Source organism: Myxococcota bacterium (assembly GCA_039030075.1).
Lineage (GTDB): Bacteria > Myxococcota_A > UBA9160 > UBA9160 > SMWR01 > JAHEJV01.
On record JBCCEW010000009.1, the window covers coordinates 19,760 to 37,877 of the forward strand.

Genomic DNA, 18,118 nt, shown 5'->3' on the forward strand with positions numbered 1-18,118 from the left:
CGAACCGAGAAACACACGAAACAGGAGAACGATATGAGTTGGAACGACGACGACACCACGACCCCGATGAAGGCGGTCATCAACGACGAGGAGCAGTACTCGATCTGGCCCCTCGATCAGGAGCTGCCCGCTGGCTGGCGCGACGCCGGCAAGGAAGGCCCGAAGTCGGAGGTCCTCGCCTGGATCGACGAGGTCTGGACCGACATGCGACCGCGATCCCTCCGCGAGCGCCTCGACCACGCCTGAACGCGTTCCGGGTTCCCCCTCATGAAGACGGTTCGTACCCTCGTCGCCCACGCACCGCGCTCGGTAGCGGCGGCAGGTCTGTTGGGCCTCGCCGCCGGTCTCGGCACGGCGGCGATGCTGGCGCTCGCGAACGGCGCGATCTCGGATCCGGGCGAGCGGACCCTCGCCGGGGGCGTGCGCTTCTTCGGCGTGGTGCTGGCCGTGATGGTGGCGACGGCCGGTTCCCAGATGGTGCTGGTGCGGCTGGCCCAGGGGATCGTCTTCGATCTGCAGCAGCGTCTGTTGGGCGCGATCTTGCAGGCGCCGCTCGCCCGGCTCGAGCAGATCGGAAAGCCGCGCTTGCTCGCGGCCCTGACCGCCGACGTCGACGCCGTCTCCCGCGCCGCGCCCTGGGTGGCCGGGCTCTGGGTGAACGCGACCGTTCTGGTGGGCTGTCTCGTCTACCTCGCATGGGTCTCCCCCGGGCTCCTCGCGCTGCTGGCGGGTGTTCTCGTGGCCGGAGGCGTCGTCTATCGCGCGCTGTCGACCCGCGGACTCGTCTTCATCCGCGACGCGCACGTCGCGCGCGACGATCTCTACCGGCACTTTCGTTCCGTGACCGAGGGGCTCCGCGAGCTGAAGCTCCACGCCCACTGGCGCGATCGCTTCACGCATCACGTCTTCCGCACCGACGCCGAGCGGTTTCGCGATGCGCGGGTGCGGGGGACGTCGATCTTCGCCTTCACCGGTGCCTGGGGCGTCACGCTCTTCTTCCTCGCGATCGGGGCGCTCGTCTACGTGGCTCCCGCGTGGATGCCCGTCTCCGACGGCATCCTCATGAAGTACGCGGTGACGATCCTGTTCATGATCACGCCCCTCCGCGGTCTGTTGAACGCAGCCCCGGAAGTGGGTCAGGCCGACATCGCGCTCGATCGCGTCGCGTCGCTGGGTCTCGACCTCGAGGAGGCAGGGCCCGACCCGGCTTCCGACCGCGGGGCGTCGCCGGCGGGCTTCACCACCCTGACCCTCGAGGGGGTCGGCTTCGCGTTCCCGGCCGTCGACGACGAGTCCCCCTTCCTGCTGGGTCCGATCGACCTCACGCTTCGCTCGGGGGAGTGTGTCTTCCTGGTCGGCGGCAACGGCAGCGGCAAGACGACCTTGGCGAAGGTGCTGACCGGTCTGTACCCGCCGACGTCGGGTCGCGTGCTCGTCGACGGGGAAGCCGTCGGCACCGACGATGCGCAGCTCGACGCCTATCGGGCACTCTTCTCCGGGGTGTTCGCCGATGGGTTCGTCTTCGACGAGCTCCTCGGCGCGAGTGCCGACGCAGGGGCCGACTCGGAGATCCAGAAGCTCCTGGATCGGCTCGAACTCACCCGCAAGGTCCGCGTCGAGGATCGCCGCTTCTCGACGACCGCCCTGTCCAGCGGGCAACGGAAGCGGCTGGGATTGCTCGCGACCTGTCTCGAGCGGCGTCCGATCTACGTCTTCGACGAGTGGGCGGCCGAGCAGGATCCGCGCTTCAAGGACGTCTTCTACCGCGAACTCCTCCCCGAACTCGCGCGACAGGGCAAGACCGTCGTCGCGATCACCCACGACGACCGCTACTTCGCCTGTGCCGACCGGGTCGTGCGCCTCGACGAGGGGCGCGTGGTCGAAGACGTGGCCACCGCAGTCGTTCGGAGCGGGTCATGAGCCGGAGTTTCGTCGACTTGCTCGTGCGGCAGGCGGTCGAGGACCCGGAACGGGTCGCCTACCGCTTCCTGGTCGACGGCGACACCGAAGAATCCCTGCTCTGTGTCGGCGATCTGGACCGGCGGGCCCGCGTACTGGCGGCGCGCTTGGCGAATGCAGGAGCGGCCGGCGAGCGCGTGCTGATCCTGGTTCCACCGAGCATCGACAACGTCGTGGCGTTCTTCGCGTGCCTCTATGCTGGCGCGATCGCGGTCCCGATGGCGCCCCCGCGCCGAGCCCGCGCCGACGGCAAGCTGGCCGCGATCCGGGATCGCGCCGAGGCGCGTTTCGTGGTGGCCGATGCGGCGACCCGGACGCGCATTGCTCGCTCCGGCGAGTTGCCTACGGACGCTCCGGACGATCTCCTCTGGTTCGACGTGGCGGAAACGGATGCGGCGGGCGCGGACTTCGTTCCCGTGACTCCAGACGCTGGCGACGTGGCCTTCCTGCAGTTCACCTCGGGCTCGACGGGCCAGCCGAAAGGTGTCCGGGTCACCCACGCCAATCTCGTTGCGAACGCCGGGCTCATCCAGCAGGGCTTCGCCGATGACGCGCGCACGCGGGGCGTGACCTGGCTCCCGCCCTACCACGACATGGGACTCATCGGCGGGATCCTGCAGCCGATCTTCCTCGGTGCCGAGACCGTGATGATGACGCCGACGGCCTTCGTGCAGCGCCCGCTGCGCTGGCTCGAGGCGATCTCGCGCTATCGCGCCACGACGAGCGGTGGGCCCGATTTCGCGTATGCCCTGTGCGCTGACGTCGCGTCGCTGGCACCGCCGGATCTCGACCTCTCTTCGTGGACGCTGGCCTTCAGCGGCGCAGAGCCCGTGCGTGCTTCGACCCTCGAGCGCTTCGCCAGCGCGTACGCGTATGCCGGGTTCGATCCGAAGGCGTTCTATCCCTGTTACGGGATGGCGGAGACGACCCTCTTCGTGAGCGGCGGCGTGCGCGGCGCCGGGGCACGCACCCTCGCGGTGGATGCGGAAGCGCTCGAGCGGAGCGAGATCACGCCCGACGAGGGCGGTCGCCCGATCGTGTCGTGTGGGCGGGCCGCCGGTGATGGTGTGCGGATCGTCGACCTCGAGACGCATCGAGCCCTCCCCGAACGCCGCGTCGGCGAGGTCTGGGTGCGCGGCCCGCAGGTGGCGGACGGCTACTGGGGAGACCCGGAGGCATCCGCCGCGAGCTTCGGCGTCGATCTCACCCCGGGCGACGGCGGCTATCTCCGCACGGGAGACCTCGGTTTTCTCGAGGGCGGCGAACTCTTCCTGACCGGCCGGGCCAAGGATCTCATCATCCTGCGCGGTCGAAACCTGCACCCCGTCGACCTCGAGGAGAGCGTCGCCGCGGCACACGCGGCGCTCCAGGGGGCACCCGTCGCCGCGTTCCCGGTCGAAGCCCAAAGCCCGGATGGTGAACCGGAAGAGCGACTCGTGATCGTCGCCGAGGTCGCGCGCCAGGCGCGGCACGGACTCGACGCCGACGCCGTCGGCAGGGCGCTGCGAAAGGTCATCGTCGAGGAGCACGGCGTCGACCCGCTGGCGATCGTGTTCATCCGTCCGGCCTCGCTGCCGCGCACGTCCAGCGGCAAGGTGCAGCGGCGTGCGACGCGGCAGTCCTACCTCGACGACGCGCTGTTGGTGCTCGGCCGCTGGGACGCGCCTCGACGTGCGGCGCCGGCGCCGCGCGCCACCGACGCCGCGCCGACCGGATCGATGCACGGGCCCGGCCGTGCGGCCCTGCGCGCTTGGATGATCGATGCCGTGGCGGCGGCGGCCGCCGTACTCCCGGAAGAGATCGACGCCGGCGAGCCCTGGGCCGCCCATGGACTCGATTCGCTGCAAGGCGTTCGTCTGATGGGGCGTCTCGCCGAATGGTTGGGACGCCCGCTGTCTCCGACGCTCCTCTACGACCATCCGACGATCGACGCGCTGGCGGGTCACCTCGCCACCGCGAGCGTCGACGCCGTCGAAACCGAGGCGCTGCGCGAGCGCCTCGACGCGGACGACGGAATCGCCATCATCGGCATCGCCGCACGCTTCCCGGGTGGAGAGGACGCGCACCGCTGGTTCGAGGGCCTGGCGAACGGAGTCGATGCGGTCGGCCCCGTCCCGGCTGATCGCCCTGGCGCCGATGCCTGGCGCCTGGCGGGGGAGCGCCACCCGGCTGTCGCCCAGGCGGGCTTCCTCTCCGACGTCGATCGCCACGAGATCGCGCTCTTCGGGCTCTCCCCGCGCGAGGCGCAGAACGTCGACCCGCAGCAGCGGCTGCTCCTCGAGACCGCCTGGCGCGCCTTCGAAGACGCGGGGGTGGCGCCGGAACGCTTGGCCGGCAGCGCGACCGGCGTGTTCGTCGGTGTGAGCTCCCCGGACTACGCCCGGTTGATGGCCGCGAACCTCGGGGATCGGAGCCTTCCGGTCCACGCGGGAACCGGCAACGCGCTCAGCGTCGCCGCGAATCGGATCTCGTATCGCTTCGATCTGCGCGGGCCGAGTCTCGCGATCGACACCGCCTGTTCTTCTTCCCTGGTCGCGGTGCACCAGGCGTGCGCCAGTCTCGAACGCGGCGAGTCGGAGCTCGCCCTGGCGGGCGGGGTGAACCTGCTGCTCGCGCCGGACCTCTCGGAGATCTTCGCCGAAGCGGGGATGCTCTCGCCGGACGGGCGCTGCCGGACCTTCGACGCGGCCGCGAACGGCTACGTGCGCGGCGAGGGCTGCGGACTGCTGGTGCTGAAGCCGCTCTCGCGTGCGCGGGCCGACGGAGACCGGGTCTGGGCGGTGATCCGCGGCACGGCGGTCAACCAGGACGGTCGCTCGAACGGTCTCACCGCGCCGAGCGGCGCGGCGCAACAGGCGGTGATCCGCACAGCGCTCGCACGCGCGCGGGTGACGCCCGACGAGGTGGACTACGTCGAAGCCCACGGGACGGCGACCTCCCTCGGCGATCCGATCGAGGCGGAGGCGCTACAGGCCGTCTTCGGTGTGCGTGGCGAGGAACGCGAAGCGCTCCGCATCGGTTCGGTGAAGACGAACATCGGGCATCTCGAAGCCGCCGCGGGAATCGCGGGGCTGCTGAAGGTCGTCCTCTCCCTCGCGCACGAGCGACTCCCGGGGCAGCTGCACTTCGACACGCCGAACCCCCACGCACCGGTGGTCTCCTCGGCGACGCAGGCGGCCGCGTCACCCGGAGGTGGTCCGCTCGCGGTCCTGACGGAGACGCGGGCGTGGCCCGCCGCGAGCAGACGCGTGGCTGGCGTGAGTTCGTTCGGCTTCGGCGGCACCAATGCCCACGTCGTCCTCGAAGGGGCGCCCGAAGCGCCGGCCGCAGCGGAGACACCCGACCTCTCGTGCGCACGGGGGCTCTGGCTCTCGGAACGCGACGCGGACGCGCTGGCAGCGCTGGCCGGGGCAGCGGCGGATGTGCTCGATGCGGGTCAGCCGCTGGACGCGCTGGCGCGTGAAGCGGCAGTCGGTCGGGCGCGTTTCCCCGAGCGGATCGCCGTCGTCGCGGAGACGAGCGCCGATGCCACCCGCGCGCTGCGCGCCTGCGCAGCCGGCGAACGGCCGCCCGCTTCGATCGGACCGGCCACGTCGCGCGCCGGAGCCGAGCCCGCCATCGCCTTTGCGTTTCCCGGACAAGGCGCCCAGCGGGTCGGGATGGGCGCCGAGCTCTATGCCCGCGATCCCGGGTTCCGGCGCCGCCTGGACGCTTGCGATCGCGTGCTTCGCGAGGCGGCCGGCTTCTCCCTGGTGGAATTGCTGCAACGGACCGGTGAAGGAGCCGCGCGCCAGCTCGCCGAAACGCGCTTCACCCAGCCCGCCCTCTTCGCCGTGGAGCTCTGTCTGGCCGAGCTGTTGGTGGAACGCGGTGTGCGGCCCGGCCGGCTGATCGGCCACAGCGTGGGTGAGTACGCCGCGGCGTGTCTGGCAGGCGTCTTCGACCGCGAAGATGCGTTGCGGTTGGTCGCGCGTCGCGCCGAGTTGGTAGGCGACCTGCCGTCGGGCGGCGCGATGCTGGCCGTGGGGCTGCCGGCCGCGCAGGCGGAGGGCCGGATCGACGCCCGCGCCGACGTGGCCCTCGCCGTGGACAACGGCGCCGAGCGATCGGTCCTTTCGGGTGCGCGATCTTCGCTCGAGCCGATCGCGGCGGCCCTTGCGGCCGACGGGATCGAGGCGCGCTGGCTCGACGTCTCGCACGCCTTCCACTCTCCGCTGCTGGATCCCATGCTGCCCGCGTTCGGTGAGGCGGTCGCCGCCGTCGACCTGCGCGCGCCGCAGTGCGAGATCTTGTCCAATCTCACGGGAGAGGTCGCGGGAGCCGAAATGGCCACACCCGACTACTGGGTGCGCCAGCTGCGTGGACGCGTCCGATTCCGGGAGGGCCTCGAGTCCCTGTTTGCGGGGCGGCTCGATGCCCTCGTCGAGGTGGGCCCCCGCGCCACGAGTCTTGCGCTCGCGCGGGCGGCAGCATCGCCCGATCGAGCGACCGGGATCGCGTGGCTGCCGACCCTGCGCGATGGCGTGCGCGAGGATCTGGGCGTGGCGCGCGCGCTGGGGGAGCTCTTCGTCCGGGGCGCGTCCGTGGATGGCGAGACCACGCACGAAGACGTCCGGCCCGCGGCGCCTCGGTTGCCGGGTGTGCGCTTCCGACGCGAACGCGCCTGGTTCAGCGCCGCGAGCGGTCCGAGCCACGCGGTCCGCCGGCGCGCGGGGGCCCATCCCTTGTTGGGCGACGCGGTCGACGTGCCCGAGCCCGATAGGCATCGGTTCGAGACGCTCGTGTCCCCCGAAGCTCCGGGCTGGCTTTCGGACCATCGCGTCGGGCAGGCGGCGGTGATGCCCGCGGCGGCGTTCATCGAACTGGCACTGGCCGCCGGACGCCGCGCGCTCGGGGTCGAGGGGCCACTGGAGTTGCGCGACCTCGAGATCGCGGCCGCACTTCCCTTGCTCTCGAACGCCGATGTGCGGTTGCACACGCTCGCGTCGGAGAGCGAGGCGGGCCAGATGCGGGTGCGCACGTTCTCGTCGGACCCGAACGCGAACGCGACCTGGATGGGTCACAGCACCTCCGTCGTCACGAAAGGCGAGGGCGCTTCGCTTCCCGAGGCGCCGATGCCGTCGGACGAGACGTCGCGCGACATCGACCTGGATGCGCTGGCTGCGCGCTTCGGGGAGGTCGGGATCCACTACGGCCCCGCGTTCCGCGGGATCGAATCCCTCTCGGTGCGAACCGCGTGCGAGACCGGGGCGCCCTTCGCCTACGGGGTCGTCGCTGCGACCCCCGAAGCCGACGAAGGTCGCTACGGACTGCCTCCCACCCGACTCGATGCCTGTCTGCAGGCGATCGCGCCACTCCTGGACGCGAACGAAGCGCTGCTGCCCGTCGGAGCGCGGCGCCTGTGGGTCGCGGCCCCCCGCACCGGCTGGCCCGAGCGGATCGAAGTGCGCGCCTGGCTCGCGGGACCCCGCGAGGCGCATCTCGAGGCCACCACGCTGGGGGGCGAGCGGCTGTTCGCGCTCGAAGGCGTGCAGCTGGCTCCGGTTCCGGGGATCCGTGGATCGAAGCGCGACGCCCAGGAGGACTTGCACACCGTCGCGTGGATCGAGCGCGGAAGGGCCGGCGGCGCTCGCGTGCGCCTCCCGGATCCGTCCGGCGTCGTCGAAGACGTGCGACCGGCGTTCGAAGCTTCGCGCGAGGCGGAGTCGATCACCGGGTACCGATCCGGAATCGCGGCGCTCGAGGCCCGCGCACGCACCCTGGCCCAGGCGATCGTCACCCGCGAGGGCTTCGACGTGGTCGCCCGAGCCGCGGAATCCACGAAGGCGAGGCGACTGCTCGCACGCCTGCGCAACCTGGCCGCCCAGGCACCGTCTCCGCCCGCGCCCGCGGCGGACGATCCCCGCGTCGCCGTCGAGTCGGATCTGCTGGAGCGCTGCGCCGCACGCTGCCTCGACGTACTCGCCGGCACCTGTGATCCGATCGCCGAGCTCCTGTTCCCGAACGGCGACGCGCGTGCCCTGCGTTCGATCTACCGCGACGGCGCGGGGCCGGCGTTGATGAATCGACAGGTGACACGCCTGGTCGAGTCCGCACAGCAAGCGCTGCCCCGCGACGAGGGGCTCGCCGTCCTCGAGATCGGCGCAGGGACCGGTGCCACCACCGAGGCCTTGCTGGAGCGGCTGGACGGGACGCGCTCTTCCTATTGGTTCACCGACCTCGGCGCGCCACTGGTGCAGTCGGCGATCGAGCAGCTGGGTCCGCGTCATCCGCGCTTCGAGGGGCGCCTGCTCGACGTGTCGCGCGACCCGCGCGAACAGGGCTTCGAGCCTGCCTGCGCCGACATCGTCGTCGCTGCCAACGTGCTTCACGCGACTCCCGATCTGGGGACCACCCTCGCAAACACCCGAGAGCTGCTCGCCTCCGGCGGGTGGCTCGTCCTGCTCGAGGGCACCGAGCGTCTCGGCTGGCTCGATCTGACCTTCGGGCTGACCGACGGATGGTGGTGCTTCGAGCCGGACGCGCAGCGCACCGACCATCCCCTCATCGACTCGGCGCAATGGGAGCGTGTGCTCGTGGAAGCGGGCTTCGAGTCGGTGACCTCGCTCGTCGACGGATCTGCAGGCCTCGAACAGGACGTGATTGTGGCTCGCGCTCCGCGCCGCCGCGCTCGCCGCAGCCTGCGTGTTCTCTCCGGCGCCGAACGCGTCGCCGGGATCGAAGCCGCCGCGTCCGTGGTCGGCATCGACACGGAAGCGAATGGCGCGAACGCCCCGCTCGAGGACGCCGTAATCGTGGCGCGCGGCTTCACCGACGCGAGCCGGACCCTCCCCGAACGGGCCAACCTGGTTCTCGAAGAGGCGCTCGATGCAGCGCGCCACTGGCTCGCAGGTCGCAGCGATCTGCGCGGCAGCCGCTTGACCTTCGTCACCTATGGCGCCGCATCGGTCGGCGAGGACGGCGGCTTCGCTTCGCCCGATGCGGCGGGCGTTGCCGAGGCGGGGCTCTGGGGCGTGGCGCGTGCCCTACGACACGAGACGCCGGGACTCACCGTGCGCATCGTCGACGTCGGCCCTGGCGTCCGGTTCGATGCGCTCGCGCGAGAGCTCACGGCCGAGGACGGCGAGGACGAGGTCGCGCTGCGCGGGGAACGGCGGTTCGTCTCGCGCCTCGCACCCTGGGTGGATGACACCCGGCCGACCCGACTCGAGGTGGCGGTTCCCGGGCATCTGGATCAACTCGTCCAGTGTCCGGCAGAGCGGCGAGCGCCCGCTGCGGACGAAGTCGAGATCGCCGTGCGGGCCACCGGTCTGAACTTCCGAGACCTGCTCCAGGCCCTCGGCATGCTCGGGCGGGGCTATGCCGAGGCCCTCGACCAGGAACACATCCCCTTCGGGTTCGAGTGCGCCGGCGTCGTCGCCCGCGTCGGGACGGACGTCGCGCATGTCGCAGCGGGTGATGCGGTGATCGGTTGCTTCACGCCGGGGAGCCTCGCCAGTCATGTGACGCTGCCCGGGCGCTTCGTGGTTCCCAAATCGGATCGTCTGGACTGGGCCGAAGCGGCAGCGTTGCCGACGGCATGGCTCACGGTCTGGTACGGGCTCGACACCCTGGCGGCGCTCGCGCCTGGTGAATGGGTGTTGATTCACGCGGCGGCGGGCGGCGTGGGCATGGCGGCCGTGCGCCACGCCCAGCGCACCGGGGCGCGCGTGATCGCGACGGCGCACCCGTCGAAGTGGGAACACCTGCGCGCGCTGGGCGTCGAACACCTGGCGAGTTCCCGCGACGCAGGCTTTGCGGATCGCGTGCGCGCGTGGACCGGCGGTGCCGGTGTCGACGTGGTGCTCAACTGCCTCGCCGACGAACTCGCGCTCGAGAGCCTCGCGGTGACGGCCCGAGGCGGACGCTTCGTCGAACTCGGACGCATCGGCGGGCTCGACGCGGAGACGGCCCGCCACCGACGACCCGACGTGCAGTTCCACGCCTTCGATCTGGGCCAGGTCGCGATGGAGGGAGCGGTGGGTGGCGCGCTCGACGCGCTCGTGCAGCGGTTTGCCGCGAACGACGCCGGCGACACGCTCGTTCTCCCGACCACCGCGTTCCCGGTCGCCGAGGCCGAGGCCGCGTTCCGCCAGCTCCAGGCCGGGCGTCACGTGGGCAAGCTCGCCCTCGTGCGGGAGACCCCGACTCCGGAGGCTCCGTTCCGCATCGATCCCGACGGCACCTACGTCCTGAGTGGAGGCACGGGGGGCTTGGGGATTGCCGTGTCGCGTTGGCTCGCGGACGCGGGTGCGCGACACCTGGTGCTGATCGCGCGGAATGCCCCCACGCCCGAGGCCCAGCAGGAGATCGATCGGCTGGTCGCCATGGGGGTTCGTGTCGACGCGTGGTCCGTCGACGTCGCCGACGCCCGCGCCGTCGAGAATGCGTTCACGGCCCTGCGCGACGAGGGCGCCACCGTTCGCGGCGTCGTGCACGGGGCGGGAGTCCTCGCCGACGCGCTCCTCGAAGATCTCGACGACGCTCACGTGCGACGCGTCCTGCTGCCCAAGGTGCACGGCGTCACGCATCTCGCCGCGGCGACGTCTGCCGACCCGCTCGACTTCTTCGTGTCCTTCTCGTCTGCGGCCGCGCTCTTTGGTTCTCCCGGCCAGGCGAACCATGCGGCGGCGAACGCCATCCTCGACGCCCACGCCGCGTGGCTGCGCAGCGAGGGACGGCCCGGTCGCAGCATCGCCTGGGGCGCCTGGGCCCAGATCGGAGCCGCCGCGCGCAAGGGGGCGGGGGAACGCCTCGCGGCGCTCGGCATCGGCGAAATCGATCCGCCCGATGGCCTCGCCGCCTTCGAGGCGGCGCTGCGCAGCGGGACTCCCTACTTAGGGGTGGCTCCTCTCGACTGGGATCGCTTCGCCCAGATGTCGTTCGCGGAGCGCCCGTTCTATGGGCATCGTCTGGCGGCGGCCACGGGCTCCACGGCGACGGTGAATCGGCTCGACCTCTCAGGGCTCGACGGCCCGCAGCGCCTGGCGGTGTTGGACGAGCACTTGCGCGCAGAGATCGCGACCGTCCTCGGACTCTCGTCCTCCGACGAGATCGAGCCGCGCAGTCGGTTGATGGATCTGGGCATGGATTCGCTGATGGCGGTCGAGCTGAAGGCGCGCGCCGAACGGAGCCTGGGCCTCTCGCTTCCGTCGACGCTCTTCTTCGATCACCCGACGGTGGAATCCCTGGTGGCCTACCTCGAAGCGTCGCTCGCTCCGGGTCCGGCGGAAGACGCAGAGCCGACCCGGGAGCCGCGCCCCGATGCGGGAGTCGGCGACGATGACTTCGCGGTGGAAGACGACGCCGCCGTGATCGACGACGTGGCGGGCCTCTCGGACGAGGACGTCTTGCGCCGCCTGCGCGGCTGAGCCGGCGACGCGTCGCGCGTCGGCACCGTTCCGTGCTACCGGCCGCGAAGCTTCGCGAGCGCGCTGCGCGCCTGCTCCTGGCCCGGGTCGTACTCCAGCGCCTTCTCGTAGGCGGCGCGGGCGTCTGCGTTGCGTCCCCGACCCTCGTGGGCGCGACCGATCCACAGCCAGGCCGCTGAGGGAGCGTTCAGCAGATCGCTGCGGCGCAAACCGTCGAGATAGGCGCGGAGCAGTGTCAGGGCCTCGTCGGTCTCACTGCCGCGTTGGATCAGGAGCTTGGCGAGCTTGTAGCTGGCGTCGAGGCGCGCTGTTTCGTCGGGTCCCACCAGGGCGCTGCGAAACGCACGCTCGGCACCCGCCGGATCTTGCGCTTCGTTGCGCAGTCGGCCCAGCAGGAAGTGCAGCGCCTGGGCGTCGGGGTGCGCTTCGAGGCCCGCGCGGCAGCGGGCAAGGGCCGCTTCGAGTTCGTCCTGCCGGCGGAGTCTTGCGACATCGAGCGCCACCGAAGCCACCCGGTCGAGCGGCGCGAGGCGGGCAACGATGTCGCGCGCGCCGTCGAGGTCACCGCCGACGAGTGAGGGGGCGTAGAGGAAGAAGTGACCGCGATCCATCAACGCGTCGACGTCCTTCGGCGCGAGCGCGACCGCTCGTTCCGTCGATGCGTCGATCGCGCGAATCGCCCACACCGCCGACAGACCACCGGCCTCGGCCAGCTGCTGTCGGAGTGCGCGCGTCCGCGTCACGTGGGCGGCGCTGCGATTCGGCGCCAAGGCGACGGCCCGATCGGCGTAGGCGAGCGCGTCGTCCGTGTTTCCCAGGCGCCGATGGACGGTCGACAGCAGCTCGAGGGCCCGTGGCGACGGGGGCGGTTCGCGCAGCGTCCGCTCGAGCAGCTGCTGGGCGTGCTCGAGCTCACCCGCGACCGTGGCCGCCTCGGCCTCCGCCAACGTCGGCGGGGTTCCCGCGGCCGGGCTGAGAAGGAACAGGAGAACCGCGACCAGGCGCAGGGGGACGCGGCACACGAGGCGCCGGGAAGGCGCCAATCCTTGCCTCACCCAAGCGATCCTTGCGCTGCGGACGCGACGGATGGCTACCAGGCCTCGGAGTCGTTGCGCTTCGCCTGCTTCATGCCCTCGTCGGTCTCCCCGATCTTCCAATAACAGCTGACGTAGAGATCGGTCCGGTCGACCGCGCGTTCGTGCCGGAAGTACTGACGCAGCGATCGGGATGCGCCGAATTCGCCGGCCACCCACACCGATGCGCGACCCGCTCGCCAGGGAATCGCCTTCACGGAATCTGCCAGCGTGGTGCTCGGGGCGTGTGGGTGGGGATTGTCGACCCAGGAGATCTCCATGCCCGACGGGCCGGAGAGGTCGAGGTGATCGGCGGGGTCGACGCCCTCGAGCACGAGGTGTCCCTGGGCGTCGTCGGGCAGGTCGCCCAGCATCACGGCGAGGGCGGGCAGGGCACTCAGGTCGCCCGCCAACAGGAACCAGTCCGCGTCGGCACTCGGTCGACGCACCGGTCCCGGATCGGTCACCGAGACCGGAGAGCCTGGGGACGCCTCTGCGAGCCAACGCGCGGCCGGTCCACCGTCTTCGTGCACCACCATCCAGAGCTCGAGCTCTCGTGCGGCCGCGTCGAATCGGCGCACGGTGTACGAGCGCAGCAGCGGGCGCCCGACCGCGCGCGGGAACACGAGCTTCACGTAGCCGCCCTCGAAGCCCGTCGGGAAGCGTTCGAGGTCGGCCCCGCCGAGCACGACGCGAGCGAGGTGCGGTGTGACCGAGTCGCGCTGGCGGACTTCGAGCTGGTGGATCGTCCGCTTGCGCATCGTTCGCCTCACGCGGCTGGTTCGGGGGCTGCTCGCCGTGTCCCCACGCCCGAGGACCGGGAGCGGTCGTCGCGGCGCGTGACAAGCGCCAGCGTCCAGACGATAATGAAATTCATTTTCAACAACAAGTGAATGGGCCCCTGTGCCACGGCTTCGCGGTTGAGCGAAGGGACCAAGGGGCACTACCGTCCGAGCGCGCGCACCGCGCGCCCAGAGGAGACCCCCATGATCAAGCTCTACGGCCTGCGCATGAGCAACTACTACAGCCTCACCAAGGCCCTGCTGCTCGAGAAGGGGCTCGACTTCGAGGAGGTGAAAGCGCCGCCGTCCCAGGACGAGGACTACCTCGCGCGTTCGCCGATGGGGAAGATGCCGTCGATCGAAGTGGACGGGAACTACCTGTCCGAGTCCCTCGCGATCTTCGCCTACCTCGAGCGCTTGCAGCCCGAGCCCGCGCTCTTGCCGAGCGACCCGTTCCTGGCGGGCAAGACGATGGAGCTCGCGTGCCACATCAAGCTCGACATCGAGTTGGTCGCACGTCGTTGCCTGCCCGAGATGCTCTTCGGCAAGCCGGTGAGCGACGAGACCAAGAAGGAGGTCACGCGCGACCTGGCCAAGGGCATGAAGGCGGTCTCGCGGCTGCTGGTCTGCGATCCCTACGCGATGGGCAAGGACTTCACGATCGCGGACCTCTACGCCTACTACGGGTATGGGTTGGCGGGCGCACTCGCGAAGAAGGTGGTGGACGTCGACGTTCTCGCCGATGAGCCGAAGCTCGCGGCGTTGATCGGTCGACTCGCGGAACGCCCCAGCATCGCCCGGGTGACGGCGGAAGCGGGCTAGACGCGACGCCGTCGTCAGCGCGCTTGACCGGGACCGCTCCGGCGGGTTCCACTGCGTCGATGGAACCGAGCCTCGGGAGATGTCCTCGATGAGCCGCGATGCCCTGGTCGCGATGGCCCGTCGTTCCCTCGCGCACACCCAGGCCGGCACGTTGCCGGCGGCGCACGACATGCTGCGCGTGCCCGCGGACCACTACACCGACCCGGACCGCTTCCAGCTCGAGGTGGAGCGCATCTTCAAGCGGTTGCCTCTCGCGCTGGGCACCTCGGCCGAGCTGCGCGAGCCCGGCGCGTTTCGCACCACCGAGGTGGCGGGCATCCCGGTGCTGCTCGCGCGGGGTTCCGACGGCGAGGTGCGCGCCTTCCTGAACGCGTGCACGCACCGGGGGGCGCCGGTGGAATCGCGTGCCTGTGGGAAGACCCGCCGCTTCACCTGTCCCTACCACGCGTGGAGCTACGACACCGCCGGGCGTCTGCAGGGCATCTTCGCGCCGGATCACTTCGGCGAGCTCGATCTCGAGAGCCAGGGTCTGGTGCGGTTGCCCACCTCCGAACGCGCAGGGCTCGTGTTCGTCATCCTCGACCCGGCGTCGACGCTCTCCTTCGATCGCGCGCTCGTGGGCTTCGACGCGATGCTCGAACATTCCCGCTTCGCGGATCGGGTGTTCTTCGAGCGCGTGCAGCTGCCCGGGCCCAACTGGAAAGCGGCCTACGACGGCTATCTCGATTTCTATCACCTCCCCGTTCTGCACAAGCAGAGCTTCGGCACCCAGTTCTCCCACCATGCGGTGTACGACGCGTGGGGCCCCCACGTGCGGACGACGGCCCTCGACGCGTCCTTCGCGTCGCTGGCGGAACTCCCCGAAGCCGATTGGAAGACCGAGCGGCTCGCGGGTGGGGTCTGGAACCTGTTCCCGGGTGGGGCGCTGGTGAATTTCCCCGCCGGTCCCGGGCTCGAGATCAGCCAGCTGAATCAGGTGTTTCCCGGTGCGCATCCCGGAGAATCGTTCACCGAGATCACCTTCCTGGCCTCGGTCGAGCCCGATGCGGCGCAGCAGCAAGCGCTCCGTGGGATGGCCGATCTGCTGGCGGGCGTCGTGCGTCGCGAGGACTACCCGACCGTGGCCGGTGTACAGCGCGGCCTCGAGAGCGGGCTGCACCCGGGGGTCCTGTTCGGGCGGAGGAAGGGCCGCAGATCGTCCATCGCTGGATCGATCAGCTGATCGCCGCCGAGACCCCGGAGGCGCTGGACGCGCTGCTGGCCCGCGCCGAGGTCTACCACCAGGCCTGAGGCGTCCCCGACCCGCGGATCCAGGAATCCGCGGACCCCCGAGTCCGGCCGCTGCGCGTCCCCTCCCTCAAGCGCCTTCTCCGGCACGTCGATGCCTACCCATCAGGCGCCCGCCGAGCCGATCCGGGCGCGGGGGAGGTTCGTGATGAATCGGATGCGCTCGCTCACGCTCGTGCTGGCACTCGGAATCGGGATCTTCGCGGCTCCGCTCGCCGCGGCACCCACCCAACAGGATCCGCGCATGGGCGCGATGGAAGAGATCTTCTTCCTTTCGGGGCTCGAGTCCCAGCTCGCGTCCTTCTCCGACGTCGTCGACCACTCGCTGGTCACCCAGGGGCAGACGCTGCCCCAGACCGAGCGCGAGGCCCTGCGCCGCGCGATGCGTCGCATCTTCGACGGCAAGGCCCTGCGTCAGGACGTCCGCAAGGGGCTGATCGCGCGCTACGACAGTGAGCACTCCCGCGCGACCCTCGCCTGGTTGCGCTCGCCGCTCGGACGTCAGATCACCCGCCTCGAAGAGGCGGCCAGCAAGCCCGAGGTCATGCCGCAGATGGCCGCCTACGCCCAGAAGCTCCTGCAGAACCCGCCCCCCGAGAGCCGCCTGAACCTGATTCAGCGTCTCAACGAAGCCAGCGGCGCCATGGGGCTTGCCCTCGATCTCGGGATGACGACCGCCCAGAGCGTGGCCGAGGGGCTGAACGAAGCCCAGCCCGTCGATCGACGCATCCCCGCCGAGCAGCTGCGGGCCGCCATCCAGCAGCAGCGCAGCGCGATGGAGGCGCAGCTGCGCTCGTCGCTGCACCTCAGCAGCCTGTTCGCCTATCGGAACCTCGAAGACGCCCAGATCGAGTCGTATCTCACGTTCATCGAGAGCGATGCCGGACGCTGGTATCACTCGGCGGTCGTGGCCGAGCTGGTGGCGACCCTCGAGCGGGCCGCCGGCGGTGCGGGGGTGGCGGTGGCGCAGGAGATGCGCGCCGGCGGAGCCGTGCCCGCCAGCATCGCTCCCTGACGGGAGGCCAGACGCCGCGCCAGCGGCAACGCCCACGGCGCCTCGTCCCGGTACACCCGACGTGCCGGCGGAGCGTGCGCGTCCCGACGTCCGTTCTATCCTCGGCGACCCGTTCTTGTTCGCCCGAGGAGAGACCGCATGTCCACGCCCCCCGATCTCGAGACCCTTGCACTCGAGAAGAGCGACGGTGTCCTCACCGTCACCCTGAACCGGCCCGATCGTCTGAACGCGTTCACCACGCGGATGATGCAAGAGTGGCTGAGAGTGCTCGACGACGCCGATGCCGATGACGCCGTGCGCGCGATCATCGTCACCGGAGCGGGGCGCGGCTTCTGTGCGGGGGCCGACCTGGGCGGGGGTGCGGAGACCTTCGCGTCGAACCGGACCGCCGCCCCGGATTCGAAGCCCTCGGTGCCGCGCGACTCGGGCGGCGTGCTCACGCTGCGCTTCTTCCGCTGCAAGAAGCCGTTGATCGCGGCGGTCAACGGCCCGGCCGTCGGTGTCGGGGTCACCCAGATCCTGCCGATGGACATTCGGCTCGCGAGCGAGAAGGCGCGCTTCGGCTTCGTCTTCGCGAAGCGCGGCATCGTCCCGGAGGCGGCGAGCAGCTATTTCCTGCCGCGCGTCGTCGGCATCAACCGCGCCATGGAATGGGTGGCGACCGGTCGGATCTTCGATGCCCAGGAAGCCCTCGCGGGTGGCCTGGTGAGCGAGGTGCTCGCGCCCGACGCACTGCTGCCGCGCGCGCGCGAGCTCGCCCAGGAGATCGCGGCGAACACGAGCGGCGTCTCGGTCGCCCTGGCGCGCCAGATGATGTGGCAGATGCTCGGTGCTTCGCACCCGATGGAGGCGCACCGCCTCGACTCGGAGGCGATGCAGGCGATGGGTGGGAGCCCGGACAGCCGCGAAGGGGTGACGAGCTTCCTCGAGAAGCGGCCCGCGTCGTTTCCGATGCGTGTCTCGGCCGACTTTCCGGCGCTGCGCGGCTTCCGGGAAGAGCCGCCCTTCGAGGGGTAGTCGTCATGGCCGATGTTGCGTTGATCGTGGGCGGTGGACCGGGCATCAGCGCGAGCTGCACCCGGTTGTTCCATGCCGAGGGCCTGTCGGTGGCGATCGCCGCGCGCACGCCCGACAAGCCCGTGTTGCAGGAGCTGGCCCAGACCTGTGGGGCGCGCCTCTACGCTTGTGACGCGAGTGATCCAGCCGCCGTCGCCGCGCTCTTCGAGGGCGTCACGAACGACCTCGGTTCGCCGCGGCTCGTGGTGCACAACATCGACGGGCGCATGGCGGGGATCTTTCGCAAGACGATCACCGAAGCGGAACCCGAGCTCGCGCGTCAGGTCCTGATCAACTCGACCTACAGCGCATTCCTGGTGGGCCAGGCGGCGGCCCGGGCGATGCTGTCCGCGCCCGAGCCCGCGGATGGACACCGCGGGACCATCGTCTTCACCAACGCCAGCGCTGCGTTCAAGGGCTTCCCCCGAAGTGGGGCGTTCGCGATGGCCTCCCATGGCAAGAGCGGACTCGCCCAGAGCATGGCGCGCGAACTGGGTCCACAGGGCATCCACGTGGCGCACGTGCCGATCGACGCCGCGATCGGCTGGACCCAGGAAGACGGGACCCGCTCGCACCGGCTGGCCGGCACGTCCGTCGACGACAACATGGCCGACCCGGATCGCATCGCGGACACCTACCTGCAGCTCCACCGCCAGCATCGCTCCACCTGGTCCTACGAGGTGGTGCTGCGCCCGTGGACGGAGAACTGGTAGG

Annotated in this window: 10 protein-coding genes; 8 read left to right on the forward strand and 2 right to left on the reverse strand. The window is 70.8% G+C overall.

Features of this window, described 5'->3' with window-relative positions; genetic code table 11:
- The first annotated feature begins 33 nt into the window (after positions 1–33).
- From AAF430_11400 to AAF430_11410, 3 genes are read left to right on the forward strand one after another with little or no spacing between them, the layout of a single operon-like run.
- Entirely contained in the window at positions 34–246 is a 213-nt protein-coding gene (locus tag AAF430_11400) for an MbtH family protein (GenBank protein ID MEM7410831.1), read from the forward strand.
- Positions 247–267: 21 nt separating this feature from the next.
- Positions 268–1,920 carry a cyclic peptide export ABC transporter gene (locus tag AAF430_11405; GenBank protein MEM7410832.1) on the forward strand — a complete coding sequence of 551 codons (1,653 nt, stop codon included), beginning with the start codon at positions 268–270 and terminating at the stop codon, positions 1,918–1,920.
- Positions 1,917–11,369 (forward strand): SDR family NAD(P)-dependent oxidoreductase, encoded by a 9,453-nt coding sequence (locus tag AAF430_11410; GenBank protein ID MEM7410833.1) that lies wholly within the window; start codon positions 1,917–1,919, stop codon positions 11,367–11,369. Before AAF430_11405 ends, AAF430_11410 begins: the two co-directional genes overlap by 4 nt.
- 35 nt (positions 11,370–11,404) lie before the next feature.
- On the opposite strand, the gene AAF430_11415 is transcribed toward AAF430_11410, so the two are convergent.
- Both AAF430_11415 and AAF430_11420 read right to left on the reverse strand, forming a co-directional pair.
- Positions 11,405–12,424: a tetratricopeptide repeat protein gene (locus AAF430_11415; GenBank protein MEM7410834.1), complete on the reverse strand. Its 1,020-nt coding sequence runs from the start codon at positions 12,422–12,424 to the stop codon at positions 11,405–11,407.
- Between the two features lie 35 nt (positions 12,425–12,459).
- Positions 12,460–13,203, reverse strand: coding sequence for a siderophore-interacting protein (locus tag AAF430_11420; protein ID MEM7410835.1), 744 nt, complete (start codon positions 13,201–13,203; stop codon positions 12,460–12,462).
- A 225-nt stretch (positions 13,204–13,428) separates the two neighbouring features.
- Here AAF430_11420 and AAF430_11425 point away from each other — a divergent pair, with 225 nt between their 5' ends.
- The 5 genes from AAF430_11425 to AAF430_11445 all read left to right on the forward strand — a co-directional run bounded on the left by AAF430_11425 (position 13,429) and on the right by AAF430_11445 (position 18,117).
- A complete protein-coding gene (locus AAF430_11425) occupies positions 13,429–14,046 on the forward strand; it encodes a glutathione S-transferase family protein (GenBank protein ID MEM7410836.1) in 618 nt (205 codons plus the stop codon).
- A gap of 79 nt (positions 14,047–14,125) precedes the next feature.
- The gene (locus AAF430_11430; GenBank protein ID MEM7410837.1) at positions 14,126–15,268 is read left to right on the forward strand and encodes an aromatic ring-hydroxylating dioxygenase subunit alpha; all 1,143 of its coding nucleotides are present in this window, start codon (positions 14,126–14,128) and stop codon (positions 15,266–15,268) included.
- A gap of 213 nt (positions 15,269–15,481) precedes the next feature.
- Complete coding sequence (locus tag AAF430_11435) at positions 15,482–16,348, forward strand: hypothetical protein (GenBank protein ID MEM7410838.1); 867 nt, start codon at positions 15,482–15,484, stop codon at positions 16,346–16,348.
- Positions 16,349–16,486: 138 nt separating this feature from the next.
- Entirely contained in the window at positions 16,487–17,365 is an 879-nt protein-coding gene (locus AAF430_11440) for a crotonase/enoyl-CoA hydratase family protein (protein MEM7410839.1), read from the forward strand.
- A 5-nt stretch (positions 17,366–17,370) separates the two neighbouring features.
- A complete protein-coding gene (locus AAF430_11445; GenBank protein MEM7410840.1) occupies positions 17,371–18,117 on the forward strand; it encodes an SDR family oxidoreductase in 747 nt (248 codons plus the stop codon).
- Position 18,118: the final 1 nt, after the last annotated feature.